Annotated in this window: 5 protein-coding genes and 1 pseudogene; all 6 read right to left on the bottom strand. The window is 63.2% G+C overall.

Translation table 11 applies throughout. The annotated features are described in order from the left end of the window. Nucleotides 1-6,306, bottom strand: a pseudogene (locus tag M2401_RS33910) (amino acid adenylation domain-containing protein); the annotation flags it as partial. 145 nt (nucleotides 6,307-6,451) lie between these two features. Then, nucleotides 6,452-12,895, bottom strand: a complete 6,444-nt coding sequence (locus M2401_RS33905; protein ID WP_259111352.1) for a non-ribosomal peptide synthetase — start codon at nucleotides 12,893-12,895, stop codon at nucleotides 6,452-6,454. A 114-nt stretch (nucleotides 12,896-13,009) separates the two neighbouring features. Then, entirely contained in the window at nucleotides 13,010-13,999 is a 990-nt protein-coding gene (locus tag M2401_RS33900; RefSeq protein WP_259111350.1) for a TauD/TfdA family dioxygenase, read from the bottom strand. Between the two features lie 33 nt (nucleotides 14,000-14,032). Next, entirely contained in the window at nucleotides 14,033-15,442 is a 1,410-nt protein-coding gene (locus M2401_RS33895) for an aspartate aminotransferase family protein (RefSeq protein ID WP_259111347.1), read from the bottom strand. Nucleotides 15,443-15,637: 195 nt separating this feature from the next. Next, complete coding sequence (locus tag M2401_RS33890) at nucleotides 15,638-16,369, bottom strand: thioesterase II family protein (RefSeq protein ID WP_259111345.1); 732 nt, start codon at nucleotides 16,367-16,369, stop codon at nucleotides 15,638-15,640. Between the two features lie 10 nt (nucleotides 16,370-16,379). Continuing rightward, the gene (locus M2401_RS33885; protein ID WP_259111343.1) at nucleotides 16,380-16,610 is read right to left on the bottom strand and encodes an MbtH family protein; all 231 of its coding nucleotides are present in this window, start codon (nucleotides 16,608-16,610) and stop codon (nucleotides 16,380-16,382) included. Between the last annotated feature and the right edge of the window lie 16 nt (nucleotides 16,611-16,626).

Genomic DNA, 16,626 nt, shown 5'->3' with positions numbered 1-16,626 from the left:
CAGGTTGGCCGGGGTGGTCAGGTTGACTGGATTGCTGTCTGGATAACCGCCACCGGCCTCGTCCAGCAACAGGCAGTCGATTTCCTCGGCAAGGGAGGTCGGCCGCTCTTGCGCCAACAACAGGCGGATGCCCGAGTTATCGATCATGTAGGTCAGGCGATCCTGAGGGTAATCCGGGTCCAGCGGCACGTAGGCACCGCCAGCCTTGAGGATCGCCAGCAGGCCCACGATCATGCCCGGCCCACGCTCGGCCGAAAGCCCGACCAGCACATCCGGGCCCACACCGCGCTCGCGCAACTGATGGGCCATCTGATTGGCGCGGCGATTGAGCGCGGCATAGCTCAAACGCTCTTCGCCAGACACCAGCGCAATGGCCTGTGGCGTCTGCGCTGCACGGGCTTCGATCAGTTCATGAAGGCAACGATCAACCGGATAGTTCGTCGGCTTGGGATTCCACCGGGCAAGCAGTGCCTGCTGCTCGGCGGTGTCGAGCATTGGCAAAGTGCCCAGGGTGGCGTCTGCATCCTGCGCCAAGGTCGTCAACAGCCGCACAAAATGTCCGGCCAGTTGCTCTATCCCTGCAGCGTCAAAGTGCGCGCAGGCATAGCTGAACTGGAACGACAGCTGCGCATGAGCGCCCACCACCAGAGTCAATGGGTAGTGGGTCTGCTCCTGGCTGATCACCTCGCCAAAACGCAAACCGGTGAGCGGCCCTTGCTGCAGCGCCTCGGCGACCGGGTAGTTTTCGAATACCAATACCGTGTCGAACAGCGCCTCACCGGCAAAACCGGCCCAGCGCTGGATATCGTAAAGTGCTGTGTGTTCATGCTCGCGCAGTGCCAGGTTCTGCGCCTGCAACTGCGTCAGCCAGGTCGCCACACTGACTTGCGGCCGTGGCGATGACAGCACCGGCAAGGTATTGATGAACAGCCCCAGTTGCTGCTCGATACCTGCCAGCTCAGCCGGTCTTCCGGCGACGGTCGAGCCGAAGGTGACGGTATCCAGGCCGGTGTAACGCTGCAGCAGCAGGATCCACGCAGCCTGCACCAGAGTATTGAGCGTGACCCGCTGGCTGCGGGCGAAATCACTCAATATCTGGGTCTGGACGGTATCGAGACGCTGCACCTGCTGCGCGTAACCACTTGCCGGAGCATGTGGCGTCAGGCGGTTGGCCAGGCGGGTCGGCTCGCTGAAGGTTAGCAGTTCACCGCGCCAGAATGCTTCACTGCCCTGCGCGCTCTGCCGCTGCAGCCAGGCGATATAGTCACGATAACGCCCGGCCCCGCGCTGCACCGCTTGTCCGGCGTAGCGTTGCAACACCTCGGCGAGTAACTGCGACAGGCTCCAGCCATCGAGGACGATATGGTGGCTGGTGAGGACCAGATGGTGGCTTGTCTCGCCGGTCCGCAGCAGCGTCAGGCGCAGCAAGGGATCGTTGAGCAGGTCAAAACCGGCGCTACGGTCCTCGCCAGCCCAGGCTGCCAGGGCTGGCGCACGGGTATCGGCATCACGCCAATCGAGTTCTGTGCAAGGCATGCTCCGGCTTCGACGTATGACCTGCAAAGGCGGTTCGGCACTGGCGAGGAAGTTGGCCCGCAGCACTTCATGCTGCTGCACGACAGCCTGCCATGCGGCATTGAAGGCGCCGACATCGAGGCCCTGCACATCCACGCGCAGCTGGTTGACGTAATCCCCCCTCCCTGCACCGTAGACCGCATGGAACAGCATGCCCTGTTGCAGGGGTGCCAAGGGATACAGATCTTCGATCTGCGCCGGAGCCAGCGGCAAGCTATCCAGACGCGCCTGATCGAGGCCGGCAAGGGGCACATCCGACGGCGTCAGTGCACCCGTTTCAGCCTCACAGCAATGTTCGATCAGATCTTCCAGGGTATTCATATATGCTTGGGCCAAGGTTTCGATGGCTCCGCTATCCAGCACATCGGGGCTGAAACTCCAACCCAGTTCCAGCACACCGCCATAGACCTGGCCGTTGATGCTCAGCGGCGCATCGACTGCGGCCTGAGGGTCCTGGCTGGCCCCGGCACTCTCCTGCGCCGGGCTCAGCCAGCCCTGGTCGAAACTCTGGTCGAACTGGCCGAGGTAATTGAACAGCACTGCCCCCTCTGCAAGCGACTCAAGGCTGCGCCGGGCGTCGTCCGGCCCCAGATAACGCAGCAGACCGTAGCCCACGCCCTTGTCGGGTACTGCGCGCACTTGCTCCTTGATGGCCTTGATCGAAGCTCCGGGCGCAGCAGCCGGGGTCAGCCGCAGCGGATACAACGCGGTGAACCAGCCCAGGGTACGACTGATATCGAGATCGTCGAACAACGCCTCGCGACCGTGCCCCTCAAGGCGAACCAGCGCGTCAGTGCGGCCGGTCCAGTCACATAACACCCGGGCCAGGGCGCTGAGCAACAGATCATTGATCTGGGTGCGATAGGCCGCCGGGGCCTGTTGCAGCAACTTGCGGGTCATCTCTTCGCTGAGACGACTGCGCACCGTGCGTGTCTGGCTGATGCGGCCAATAACGCCCACGCGCTGGCCTGGCAAATGATCATCAAGACCTTCGAGCTGGCGTTGCCAGAAAGCCAGTTCGACAGTTTTTTCCGGGCTGACCGCCAAGGCTTGCAGGCGCTCGGCCCAGACTTTGAAGGCGTGGGTCTTGGCCGCGAAAGCTGGCGGCTGACCTTGCAGGGCTGCGCCATAGGCCAGTTCCAGGTCCTCCAGCAGCAGGCGCCAGGAAACCCCGTCCACCGCCAGGTGATGCACGATCAACAGCAAACGCTGGCTGCCATCGGCCCACTGCGCAAGCACCCCACGCAGCAGCGGACCGGCCGCGAGGTCGAGGCTGCGCTGGGCCTGCTCGGCAAACGCCGTAAAAGCCGTCGCATCGCTGACCGAGTTCTGCCACAGCACATCGGCGTCGGTTACCTCGCTGTAATGGGCCTGCCACTGCCCGTCCTGCTGACGGAAGCGCAGGCGCAGGACATCGTGATGGCTGAGCAATTGGTTCAGCGCACGCTGCAATGGCTCGGCCTGCAAGGTTTCACGGGGGGTCAGCAGCAGGCTCTGGTTCCAGTGATGGGGATGCTCCAACGCCCGTTGGAAGAACGCCTGCTGGATGGGGGTCAAAGGGGCGAGCCCGGTCACCGCGGCCTGATCGGCCTGGGCGCCCTGTACCGACCGGGCAACCGTGGCCAGGCCATGAATGGTCTGGTGTTCGAATACGTCCTTGGGCGTCAGGGCGAGGCCTTCGCGACGGGCGCGACTGACCACTTGCAGGGAAATGATCGAGTCACCGCCCAGTTCGAAAAAGTTGTCGTACAGCCCGACCCGCTCAATCTTCAGCACCCCCTGCCAGACCTGGGCCAAACGCTGTTCCAGATCCGTGCGCGGTGCGACAAAATCGCGCCGGGCCAGGTTGAGGTCAGGCGCGGGCAGGCCCTTGCGATCCAGCTTGCCATTGGGCGTCAGGGGCATGCGCGGCAACAGCACGAAATGGGTCGGGATCATATAGTCCGGCAAGTGCACCTTGAGGCCGGCGCGCACCGATTCGCGCACGGCCATCTCCTGCTCTGCACCGGACAGCGCTGCAGTGGCAACCAGATAGGCCACCAAGCGTTTGCCCATGCTGCTCTCATGGGCCACGACTACCGCTTCGTTGACATCCGGCAGCTCCAGCAGGCGCGCCTCGATTTCCCCCAGTTCGATGCGGAAACCGCGGATCTTGACCTGATGATCGACCCGGCCCAGATACTCCACCACCCCGGCATTGTTGTAGCGAGTCAAGTCGCCGCTGCGATACAGCCGAGCGCCATTGCCGGAGAAAGGATCGGGCACGAAGCGTTCGGCCGTCAGAGCCGGGCGCTCCAGATAGCCGCGGGCGACACCCTGGCCGCCCAGATACAGCTCACCGGCCAGCCCGGTCGGTTGCAATGCCAGGTGCGCGTCCAGTACATAGCCGTTGCGATTACCGATCAGGTTGCCGATAGGTGCGTAGGCCGCCTGGCACGCGTCCTCGCGCCCGGCCTTCCAGATCAGCGGCGTGACCACGGTTTCCGTGGGCCCGTAGCCATTGAAAAACCAGTCCGGGCGCAAGGTACGGCGCATCAGCTCATAACTGGCCAGGGACACCGCATCACCACCGGCGCAATAGACCCGTATGGCCGGTGGCCGGCCATCCACCTCGGCATGTTCGGCCAGTTGCTGCAGGTAGATGGGCGGGAACACGCCGATGGTAACGCCGTGGCGGTGCATCTGTGCGTAGGTGTACTCGGGTGACCACAGGCTGTCATCGCGGATCAGCACCCGCGCACCATTGATCAAGGGGTGCATCCAGCCTTCATGGGAGCCATCAAAGGCAAAGGACATGAAGTGCAGTTCGCAATCACTCGGCCCGGTTTCGTAGCGCTCGCCGGTGGCCTGGATATGCATCACCAGCGGCCCGTGCTCCACCGCTACGCCCTTTGGCAGGCCCGTGGAGCCCGAGGTGTAGATCACATAGGCCAGGTTGCCGTCGGCCAGGGCGATATCCGGATTGCTGTCGGCATAACGTTCAGCGCGGTAATCACCGTCCAGCGTCAGCGCCAGATCGTCGGCAAGATTCAGGCGCGAGGCCCGTGCGCAGTCGGTAATGATCAGCGCTGCACGGCTATCGCCGATCATGTACTGCAGGCGATCCAGCGGATACTCCACATCCAGCGGTACATAGGCAGCACCGGCCTTGAGCACGGCCAGGAAGCTCACCAGACTCTCGGCACTGCGCGGCAAGGCAATGGCCACGCGCTTTTCCGGGCCTATACCCCGGGCGATCAGACCGTGGGCCAGGCGATTGGCGCATTGATTCAACTCGGCATAGGTCAATGTACGCTCGCCGAAGATCAGGGCCAGCGCATCCGGGGCGCAGCGGGCCTGAGCTTCGAATAGCTGATGAACGTAGCGGTCGGTGGGATAGCGCAGGTGTGTGTGATCCCATTGCGCCGCCAGTGCCGCCGTCTCGTCGGCCGCCATCAACGGCAACTCGCACAGGCGTTGCGCCGGATCACTCAGGGCAGCCTGCAACAGATTCGCCCAATGCTGCCCGAGGCGTTCTACTGTCGCGCGCTCGAACAGGTCAGTGGCGTAGGTCAGTGCAGCCTGTAACTGGCCGGCGCTGTCCCAAGTATCCAGCACCAGATCGAAATGTGAGGTCCGGGTCGAACGCTCAACTGCCTCGACTTCAAGCCCGGGTAGCCCGTTCAAGATTTCAGCACTGCGCGCTCCTGACTGGTGATTGAACATTACCTGGAACAGTGGGCTGTGGCTCAGACTGCGCTCGGGTTGCAGGGCTTCGACCAACTGCTCGAACGGCAGCTCTTGATGAGCCTGAGCCTCCTGAGTACGGCTACGGGCCTGAGCCAGCAACTCCCGGAAGCTCATCTGCCCGTCTAGCTCGGCACGCAAGACCTGGGTATTGACGAAAAAGCCGATCAAATCCCGGGTTTCCAGGCGTGTGCGGTTGGCTATCGGCACCCCGACACGGATATCCGGCTGACCGCAATAACGATGCAGCAGCGCCTGGAAGCTGGCCAGGAGTACGACAAAGGGAGTAATGCCCTCGGCCCTGGCCAGCGCCTGCAAGGTTGTGCCCAGTTCTGCCGACAGTTTCAGGGCGACCCGGTCACCGCGATAGCTTTGTTGCGGCGGGCGCGGGCGATCCACCGGTAATTCCAAAAGCGGCTGCTCACCGTCCAGCGCCTGGCGCCAGTAGCCCAGTTGCCGCTCACGCTCGCCGGCTTCCATCCAGCTGCGTTGCCAGATGGCATAGTCGGCATACTGGATCGGCAAGGCGGGCAGCGCGTTGCCCGCCGCACCACATTGCCCGGCGTAGAGCTGTACCAACTCACTCACCAGACGCTGCATCGACCAGGCGTCGGTGACGACGTGGTGCAGGGTCAGCACCAGCACATGCCGCTCAACGCCTTCGCGCAACAGCTTGAGACGCAGTAACGGCCCCCGGCACAGATCGAAGGGCCGGGCCACTTCGGCCTCGATCTCGGCATCCAGTCGATCACTGGCGCAGGCAGCGGTCTGGATCGACACCGGCAATTCGCTCAGCACGTTCTGACGCAAGCCGTCATCGGTCTCGACGAACAACGTACGCAGCGATTCATGGCGCAGGACCAGTGCATCAAGCGCTCGCTGCAAGGCCTGCACGTCCAGTTCGCCGGTCAGGCGCAGTACCGTGGGCACATGATTGGCCGCGCTTTCAGGCTCCAGTTGCCAGAGAAACCACTGGCGTTCCTGGGCATAAGACACCGGCCATGGCCCCTCATCGGTGCGCAGCGGCGACAGGCTGAATTGCCCCAGGCTCATACCCTTGGCGTCGAGCTTTTGCAGAAACAGGCGACGTTGCGCCAACGGCAGTTGGACAAAGCGTTGGACCATGTCCAGGTTCTTGTTGGATTGCATGTCAAACTGTCTCCAGATCCGTCAGAAAGTCGCGTAGTTCATCGAAGTCGTCCTGTTCCGCCGGGCGGCAGGCCTGCACCGCCTCGGCGTAGGCCTGCAGCGATGGGGCCTGGAACAGCAGGATCAGCGGCAGATCCAGCCCCAGTTCGGCCTGGGCCTGAGCGTTGACTTGGGTCGCCAGCAGGGAATGCCCGCCCAACTCGAAGAAGTTGTCGTCCAGCCCCACCCGTTCCACGCCCAGGATCTGTGCCCAGAGCGTTGCCAGACGTTGCTCCAGCTCACTTTGCGGCGCGCGAAAAGGCCCCTCGATGGCATGCAGATCCGGCACCGGCAATGCCCTGCGGTCGAGCTTGCCGTTGGGGGTTTGTGGCCACTCCCTGATCTGAACAAAGTGTTGGGGAATCATGTGTGCCGCCAGATCGACGCGCAGCTGGGCTTTCCACTCATGCAATGGCATCGGGCCCTGATGCATGGGATCGAGCGCAACGTAGGCAACCAACTGCTTGCCCTGCGGCCCATCCAGGGCGATGACCAGCGCTTGCGTCACCCCCATGCAGAGCCGCAGTCGCACCTCGATTTCGCCCAGTTCGATGCGCAAGCCGCGGATCTTGACCTGATGATCGAGTCGCCCGAGGTAAGCCAGTGCGTGATCGTTCTCATAACGCGCGAGGTCGCCGGTACGGTACAGACGCGCCCCGGCAGCGCCGAACGGATCCGGGACGAAACGTTGCGCCGTCAGCGCGGGTTGACGGAAATAACCCCGGGCCAACCCTGCCCCACCGATGGCCAATTCCCCGGCGATGCCCGGCGGCTGGAGCCCGGCGCCAGCATCCTGGACGCGCAATGAGGTATTGGCGATCGGCTGCCCCAAAACGATGGCGGCGCCAGCGACCACTTGCTGGCGCGCCGACCAGATCGTGGTTTCGGTCGGGCCGTACAGGTTCCAGACCACGCCGCCCTGCTTCAGCAACCAGCGGGCCAGATCCTCTTCCAGCGCTTCGCCCCCGCACAGCAACGTCTTGCCTGCCAGCCCCTGTGCCGGACAATGCACCGCCAGCATCTTCCAGGTAGAGGGGGTGGCCTGAATGACGTTGACCTCGTGGGTTTCGATCACCTGCAACAATGCCTGTGGGTCGCGCTGCTGTCCCGGTTGCAGGCAGACCACGCAGCCACCGCGCAACAGCGGCGCATAGATTTCCAGGCCGGCGATATCAAACGACAGCGAGGTGAGGGACAGCGCCCGCGATTGCCCGCCGATGCCAGGTTGTTCAGCCATGCTCAGCACAAAGTTGAGCAGCGCCTGATGGCTGATGGCGACACCCTTGGGCTGACCGGTCGAGCCAGAGGTATAGATCACATAAGCGAGGTTCTGTGCATGCACCGCGACCTGCGGATCCGTTGCCGGATAATCCGCAAACCAAGGCTTTTCCTCGTCCAGGGTCAGGCATCGTACGGCGGGTGGCACATTCAGTTGCCTGCCACTCTCCGGCTCCAGCAACAGCACTGTCAGGCCGCTGTCTGCCAGCATGTGATTAAGCCGCTGGGGCGGAAAGGACGGGTCCAGCGGTACATAGCCCGCGCCAGCCTTGAGCGTTGCCAACAGCGCCACCGGTACCATCGCGCCGCGATCCAGAGCGATGCCCACCCGTGTTTCAGGGCCGACGCCCGCTGCGGTCAGACAATGCGCCAGGCGATTGGCCCGGCTGTCGAGTTCGCGGTAGGACAAGCTGTATCCGGCGCCCACCACGGCGATGGCGTCCGGGGTGCGACGCGCCTGGGAGGCTATTCGTTGATGCAGCAGGGTCGCGGAGTCAATCGGGGGCTGATCGCAGCTCCAGCGCTGCACCCAGGCCTGGTACGCCAAGGGGTCTTGCAACGGCAGGTCAGCTACGGCCTGGGAGTGCTGCGCCAGCAGAGACTCGAGAATACGTTGCCACTGTCCGGCCAATGCTTCGATCCGTGTGTGATCGAACAGATCCGTCGCATAGTTGAATACCGCCAGCACCCCGTCACTGCGCTCCAGCGTATTGAGCGCCAGATCGAACTGCGCGGTGTGCTCGCTCAGCTCCAGCTCCTCGACCTCAAGGCCGACAGCGCTGTGCGCCCCGACTTTATACCCGACATCGCGCAGATGGTTGAACATGATCTGGAACAGCGGGTTGTAACTGGTCGAGCGCTGGGGTTGCAGAGCCTCGACCAGGGCGTCGAACGGCAGATCCTTGTTGGCCTGGGCCTGCAGGGCGGTTTCCTTGAGCTGCCCGAGCAAGGCCTGGAACGACTGCGCAGGGTCGACGGCGGCGCGCACGATCACAGTATTGACGAAGAAGCCGATCAACGGCTCCAGCTCAATGCGATCGCGATTGGTCATCGGCACACCGATATTGACCTTGTCCCGCCCGCTGACCCGTGCCAGCAATACCGCGAATGAGGCAAGGAAGACATGGAACAGCGTGGCATTGGCGCTAACCGCCAGCGCATTCAGGCCTTGAGTCAGCGCAGCGGGCAGGCGAATTTCCAGGCGCCCGCCACGGTAACTCGGCACATCCGGGCGCAGACGGTCGGCGGGCAACTCAAGCACGTCGAAATCGTTTTCAAGCTGCTCTTTCCAGAACGCCAGTTGAGTCTGCAACTGACCATCCGCCAGACGCGCGCGCTGCCAGCTGGCGTAATCGGCGTAGTGAATCGACAGCGCGGGTGCGGGCTCCGTCTGCCCCGCCAGATGGGCGTTATAACGGGCCAGGCACTCACGCACCATCACGCCCATCGACCAGCCATCGGAGACGATGTGATGCAGGGTCAGCAGCAACACATACTCGTCTGCCGCCAGTTGCAGCAGGCGCGCGCGAATCAGCGGGCCGTGGCGCAAATCAAAGGGTTCGGCGATCAGTTGTTGCAGATGGGCCTGGAGCCCGGACGGGTGCCGTTGCTGCCAGTCCTCGTGGACAATCGGCAACGAGGTGACCGGCATGACGCGCTGCAACGTGGTGCCGTCATGCTCTTCGAACAGGCTGCGCAGGGTTTCGTGACGCGCCACCAGGGCATCCAGTGCCGCCTGCAAGGCGCCGTGGTCCAGGTCACCGCGCAGACGCACCGCCAGTGGCGTGTGGTACGCGGCACTGGCGGGGTGAATCTTCCAGAACAGCCACTGGCGCTGCTGGGCATGGGACAACGGCATGGGCTGGCTGCGCGCAAGCACCTGAATATCCGGACCGGCATCCTGCGCCAACCCGGCAACCGCTTCACAGAAACGGCCCAGATCCGGGCAATCGAAGACCGCACGCAAGGCAACATCCAGCCCCAACTGCTTGCGTACCCGTGAAACCAGTTGCGTGGCCAACAGCGAATGGCCGCCCAGGGCGAAGAAATTATCGCCCAGCCCTACCCGTTCGACGTTCAGGACCTGGGCCCAGACCTCAGCCAGCGCCATTTGCAACGGTGTTTGCGCAGCGCGCCAGATCGGCCCGGCGCCTGACAGATCAGGGCCAGGCAAGGCACGCATATCGACCTTGCCATTGGCGGTCAGGGGCAAGGCATCCAGGTACAGCCAATGACTGGGCACCAAGGCGTCCGGAACCTGCCCGGCCAGGGTTGCACGCAAGTGCTGCTCCAGAGTGCGCCCCGCGCCCTGATCAGGATCAGCGACCACATAGGCAATCATCAGACCGTCGTCATGCATCCGTACCAAGGCAGTGGCCACACCGGCAATCGCCTGTATCCGCGCCTGCACTTCGGCCAGCTCCACCCGATGGCCGCGGATCTTCACCTGACCGTCGCGACGACCATGGAAATGCAGATCGCCACGGGCGTCACGGCGAACATAGTCGCCGGTGCGGTACATGCGCCCGCCGTTGTCGTCGAAGGGGTCGGGAACGAAGCGCTCGGCGGTCTGCCCCGGCGCCCCCTGATATCCCCGAGCCAGCGAAGGACCGGCGATATACAGCTCGGCGCGTACGCCTTCGGCTGCCGGTTGCAAGCCGGGCCCGAGCAGCCGACTGCGACTGTGGCCCAGGGGCTGTCCCAGCGCCACGGGAAGCAATCCGTCAAGCGCCTGGGTCAGCACACCCACCGTCGTTTCCGTGGGGCCATAGTGGTTGACCACCGCCAGTGCCGGTGCACGGACCACAAGCTGGGCCTGCAATGCGGGCGGGCACGCCTCCCCGCCCAGAATCAGGCAGTGGCGTGGCAGTACTTCGGCGCCGTCACTGGCGACAAGCAGCGCCTGCAGGTGCGATGGCACGATTTTCAGCGCATCGATCTGTTCGTGCTGCACATAATCGGCAAATGCCTGGGCATCCAGTACCCGATCCTTGTCCAGCAGATGCAGGGTACGGCCGCTGCTCAGGGCGCCAAACAGTATGGTATGACCCAGGTCAGCCGCGGGCGTCGACACCATCGCCATGTTCTGCACCTGTTGCAGTGGCAACCGCTCGGCCACCGCCCACAGGTAATGCGCCAGGGCGCCATGGCTGACGCCCACGCCCTTGGGCTGGCCCGTGGTGCCGGAGGTATAGATCACGTAGGCCAGATGTGCGGGCTGTACATCTGGCCCCTGGTAAGGCCCGGCCGCTTCGCTGTCATCGATGAACAGTCGCGTCACCTGCCCGGGCAGGTCCGCCTGCCATTGCCGGGGCGCCAGCAGCAAACGCACGTTTGCGTCGGCGAGGATATGGCTCAGGCGCTGCGCCGGTTGCTCCGGCTCCAGAGGCAGATAGGCCGCCCCCACCTTGAGCACCGCCAACAGGCCGACGACCATCTCGATGGAGCGCTCGGCCACCAGGGCTACGGGTTCGTCAGCCATCACCTGCTGCTGTTCGAGGCGCACAGCCAAAGCATCGGCGCGCCGATTCAGGGTGGCGTAATCGATGCGTTCCCCTCCTGCTACTACGGCAGTGCGCTGCGGATGAGTCTGGGCTGCCTGTTCAAACAGGCGATGCACCGGCAATCGTGCAGCCATTGGCGGCGCCGCAGTTTCCTCTCGCGATCCCACCGGCCAGTCACCAATGGCCGTGCGTTGAGGCGCGACCATATGCTGCAACAGCGTCAGCCAGTCCTGGGCCATACGCTCGACGGTCGCGGCCGCGAATACATCACAGGCGTAGGTGAAATGCGCATGCAGGCAGCCCGCGCTTTCATGGGTATCCAGGGCCAGGTCAAAGCGCGCACTGAGCCGCGCCGAATCCTGACGCTGCAGTTGCAGGCCACTGCGGGTAGTCATGGTACTGACATCAGCAACCTGGGACTGATGATTGAACATCACCTGGAACAACCCCGAAGGCGCGCCATGACGCTCCGGAGCCAGCGCTTCGACCAACTGCTCGTAGGGCAGATCCTGATGGGCCTGGGCCCCCAGCGCCGTTTCCCGCACCCGCGCCAGCAGACCGGCAAGATCCAGCGCCGGATCAATGTCGGTCTGCATGACCTGGGTATTGATGAAGCAGCCGATCAATGGCTCCACCTCGGCCCTATGCCGGTTGGCCACCGGCACGCCGACGCGGATATGCCGCTGCCCGCCATAACGTTGCAACAGGCATTTGAACGAAGCCAGCAGCACCATAAACAGCGTGCATTGCTGATCACGGGCCAATCCGTGCAGGGCGCGGGTCAGATCGGGGTCAAGGGTCATGCCGACCCTGGCCCCGGCAAAGCTCGGTAATGCCGGGCGCGGTCGATCCAGCGGCAGATCCAGCGGCAAAGGCTCCTGGCCCAGCCGTGACTGCCAATAGGCCAGTTGCTTCTCCTGCGCGCCGCCCTCCAGCCAGCTGCGTTGCCACAGGGCATAGTCGCGATATTGAATCGACAACGGCCACAACACCGGCTCACTGCCCAGGCAGGCCGCGTCATATGCCTTGACCAGCTCATCGATCAACAAGGCCATGGACCATCCGTCGGCGACGATGTGATGCAAGGTCAGCAACAGGCTGTGAACCTCGTCCGCCAGCTTGACCAGACTGACCCGCAGCAGCGGTGGCCGGGCCAGATCGAATGGCTGGCGAACCTGAGCCTGGGCCAGTGCCTGCAACCGTGCTTGCTGCTCATCACCCTTCAGCAGGCTGAGGTCTTCTCGGGTCAATGGCACTTCAACGCATTCATGAACCTGCTGCAGCACCGCGCCTTGATGGTCGACAAAGCCGGTGCGCAGGGTTTCATGACGGGCAACGACGGTGGCGAAGGCACGCTGCAGGGCCTGCTCGTCGAGGCTTCCTTCCAGGCGCACAGCCATGGGCAGATGGTAGGCGGTGCTATGTGGATCAAGCTGCCAGAGAAACCACATGCGTTGCTGGGCGTAAGACAGCTCATCGCGTCCAGCCACGTCCACCTGCGCCGGAATCGGGAACAGCGAGAAATCGATATCCTCGTCTTCCAGCGCCTGCACAAACAGCGGGCGCTTATGCGGTGGCAGCTCGATGAAACGACGAGCGAGTTTCAGTGCATCTTGAGGATTCATGGGGGTCCGTCCTTGCAGGTCGGCTAAGCCGGTCGTGAAAGCGTGTATGCAAGAACGAATGGGAATCAGGGTGATTTAGCAGGCAGCAGTGGCCGCAGCCACCACTGTGGGGGATCAGCCGCGAGGCAACGCGGAGTGGCCTTCAGCCATGGCCACGATGACTTGGCGCTTGCCGGTGAAGGGTGAGCGCGCGTGGGCCGCCAGCATGTTGTCGAGCATCAGCACATCGTTTTCCCGCCAGGGGAAGCTGATGGTGCAGTCGTCCAGCACACCGCGTATTTCATCGAGCAAGACATCTTCCAATGGGCTACCGTCGCTGTAGTAGACGTTACGTGGCAGATCCCATTCGTCATCGACCACCTCAAGAAGGTTTTCCCGCACCTCGGTCGGCAGGTTCGAGACATGGAACAGGTGCGCCTGGTTGAACCAGACCATGTCCGCCGTCCGTGGATGACGGGCCACCACCTGGCAGCGCTGACGGGTGCGCAACTCGCCATCGTCCTTCCACTCGCACTCGATGGAATGGGCACGGCAATAGGCTTCGACCTGGGCCGGATCCTCGGTGTTGAATACCTGCTCCCAGGACACATCCAGACCGTTGCCGAAATTGCGCACATACATCAGGCCCTTGTCGACCATACGTTCACGAATTCGCACAGGGACGCGGCGGTAGACTTCCCGGCTGTCGGCAATCGGCGTTTCACCGCCGGTCTGCGCCGCTATCACGCTGTAGAACCATATCTTCATCGGCCATTCCAGGGTGTAGGCCTGCTCGTTATGCAGGGGAATACTCTGGTGCGCCGGGTACTCGGTGGAGGTATAGACGCCCTGGGTCACGTTGGTTCGCGGTGTCGAGCCAAACTCATAGTTGAGTAGTGGATGGCCGAACGCCCCGGCAAAACGGCGGAAAGCCTCGGCGCCGCCCACCTCGAAACCGCGAAACAGCACCCCGCCGCTGCGCAACAGATGCTCATCGACCAACGGCGCCAGGCTGTCGAAGGCCGACAGCAGGTCCAGCCCCGGCTCGGGCGCGGTCACCACCATGGGCAGCAATCCGCCGCCTGCCAATAACGGTTTGATATCAAAATCCAGCACAGCACTCATTTCACACCCTCCTTGAATTACTGCGACAGCGCCTCAGTTCTGAATGGCCGCGCTCAGTGCCCGCTCGAACCGCGCCATGACCTCGTCCACCTGTTCGGCGGTGATGATCAACGGCGGCAGGAAACGCACCACGGCGCCATCGCGGCCACCCAGTTCAAGAATCAGGCCGCGCTTGAGGCATTCGCGCTGAATGCGCCTGGCCAGGGCAGAGTCCCTTGGCGGATGCCCCTGCAGGTCTAGCCTGCCGTCGGGCTCGACCAGTTCGACGCCCAGCATCAGGCCGCGCCCGCGAACATCACCCAGCTGCGGGAAATCACGTTGCAGGCGCAACAGATGCTCGCGCAGGCGTGCGCCCATCTGCCCGGCGTGAGCCGGCAGGTCGTGATCCTTGAGATAGCGCATCACCGCAGAGCCCGCAGCCATGGCCATCTGATTGCCGCGGAAGGTCCCGGCATGGGCGCCCGGCAGCCATTTATCCAGCCATTCGCGATAGACCATCACGGCCAGGGGTAGACTGCCCCCAATGGCCTTGGACAACACCACTACATCCGGCACGATGCCTGCGTGCTCGAAGGCGAACATCTTGCCGGTACGGCCGAAACCGCTCTGGATTTCGTCAACGATCAGGGCAATGCCCGCCTCCTCGGTGATCCGCCGTACGCCGCGCAGCCAGTCCAGATCGGCGGGGACTACCCCACCCTCGCCCTGAACCACTTCGAGAATCACCGCTGCGGGTTTCTGCACGCCGCTTTCCGGGTCGTTGAGCAGATTCTCCAGATAATTCAGGTTGGCCCGCACCCCGGCTTCACCGCCCAGGCCGAACGGACAGCGGTAGTCATAGGGATAGGGCATGAACTGCACGCCCTGGCCGACCATGGCACCCATCGGCTGCTTGGCACCGAGGCTGCCCATCAACGCCAGCGCCCCCAGGCTCATGCCGTGGTAGCCACCATGAAACGACAACACCGTACTGCGCCCGGTAGCCGTACGCACCAGTTTGAGTGCCGCTTCCACGGCATCGGTGCCGGTTGGCCCGCAAAACTGGATTTTCGCATCGGTGGCAAATGCTTGCGGCAACAGGCCGAACAGATCCTGGACGAATTGGTCTTTGACCGGCGTGGTCAGATCCAGGGTATGCAGCGGCAACTCATCGGCAAGCACCTGCTGGATCGCCTCGATCACCACCGCATGGTTATGCCCAAGGGCCAGGGTGCCGGCACCCGCCAGGCAATCGATGAAGGTGCGCCCTTCGACATCCTCTACCTCGATGCCGCGCCCGCGCTTGAGCGCCAGAGGCAAGCGCCGGGGGTAGCTGCGAGCGTTGGATTCCTGACGCTGCTGACGTTCCAGCAGGGGCGACAGGGTGAATTCATAGAGCGCCTCTTCAGACGCGGTAACAGCACCAAGCGGATGAGCCTGGGCGAAACGGGTAGCGGCAGGCATTTCAAGAACCCTCAATGGATACGATCAATAGCAAGCGTGGTTGCTGGAAATACGAGTGGCCGAGGGAGGGATTTAGAGGGGGATATGCAAAGAAACAACTGCAGCACCGTGGGACCGGCTTTAGCCGGGAAGACAGAAGCTTTCCCGGCTAAAGCCAGTCCCACGTGCATGCAGTGACACAAAGGTCCGCGTCAGTCAGCCAGCCAATTGCAGCTGCCGCCGACGCCCCACCTCCAGGCAGGCCTTGAGGATGCGCAAGACCTTGGCTTGCTGCTCATGAATGAAGAAATGCCCACCCGGCAGCATATCCAGGGAAAAGTTGGCGTCGCTTTCCAGTTGCCAGGCAATCAGTTGCTCCTGGCTGGCGCGGTCGTCCTTGCCGCCCAATACATGCAGCGGACACTGCAAGGGTGGCCGAGCGCGGTAACGATACAGGCCACACATCAGAAAGTCGGCGCGCAGGATCGGCAGGGTCAATTCCATCAACTCCTGATTTTCCAGAACCTCCTCCGGCGTGCCCTGCAGGTCGCGCAGGTCGGCCTTAAGCTCTTCATCACTTTTAGGCACCGAAAAGCCTTGTTCATAGTCCTCGCGCCGGGTCGGCGCAGCCGTGCCGGAGGCGATCAGCGCCACCGGTAGCGGCGCCCCCGCTTCACGCAGCACGTGGGCCATTTCGAAAGCGAGCAAGGCACCCAGGCTATGCCCGAACAGCGCATAAGGCCGGTCCAGGCGCGGCAGGATTTCCTGCGCCAACTGCCGTGCCAGCGCCTGCATATCCGTCTGCAAGGCCTCACGAAGGCGTGCGCCCCGGCCCGGCAACTCCACCGGCTGCACGCTCAGCCACTCGGGCAGAACACGCCGCCAACGGCTGTAGAGCATGGCGCTGGCGCCGGAGTACGGCAGGCAGAACAGTTGCAAACTCGCCATGATATCGGCCTCACTGAGTGGCTGCGCCCGCCTGTGCTTCCATATGCTTGCGCAGGCTCAAGGGGCGCATGTCGGTCCACACTTCTTCGATGTAGGCCAGGCACTCCTTCTTGAAACCACTCTTGCCCACGGTACGCCAACCATTGGGGATGGCCTTGTAGTCCGGCCAGATGGAGTATTGCTCTTCATGATTGATGACCACCTGGAACAGGATGTCTTCGCGATCGAATACCGAGGTCATGGTGTTGCTCCTTAGC

It is taken from the genome of Pseudomonas sp. JUb42 (assembly GCF_024807945.1).
Taxonomy (GTDB): domain Bacteria; phylum Pseudomonadota; class Gammaproteobacteria; order Pseudomonadales; family Pseudomonadaceae; genus Aquipseudomonas.
Note: the sequence above shows the minus strand (reverse complement) of the source record. Positions and strands in the feature narration are given on the sequence as shown.

What these genes read in the sequence shown, in the direction of transcription:
- M2401_RS33895 (WP_259111347.1), bottom strand. Translation starts at nt 15,442, where the DNA reads ATGCCTGCCGCTACCCGTTTCGCCCAGGCTCATCCGCTTGGTGCTGTT.
- M2401_RS33905 (WP_259111352.1), bottom strand. Translation starts at nt 12,895, where the DNA reads ATGAATCCTCAAGATGCACTGAAACTCGCTCGTCGTTTCATCGAGCTG.
- M2401_RS33890 (WP_259111345.1), bottom strand. Translation starts at nt 16,369, where the DNA reads ATGGCGAGTTTGCAACTGTTCTGCCTGCCGTACTCCGGCGCCAGCGCC.
- M2401_RS33900 (WP_259111350.1), bottom strand. Translation starts at nt 13,999, where the DNA reads ATGAGTGCTGTGCTGGATTTTGATATCAAACCGTTATTGGCAGGCGGC.
- M2401_RS33885 (WP_259111343.1), bottom strand. Translation starts at nt 16,610, where the DNA reads ATGACCTCGGTATTCGATCGCGAAGACATCCTGTTCCAGGTGGTCATC.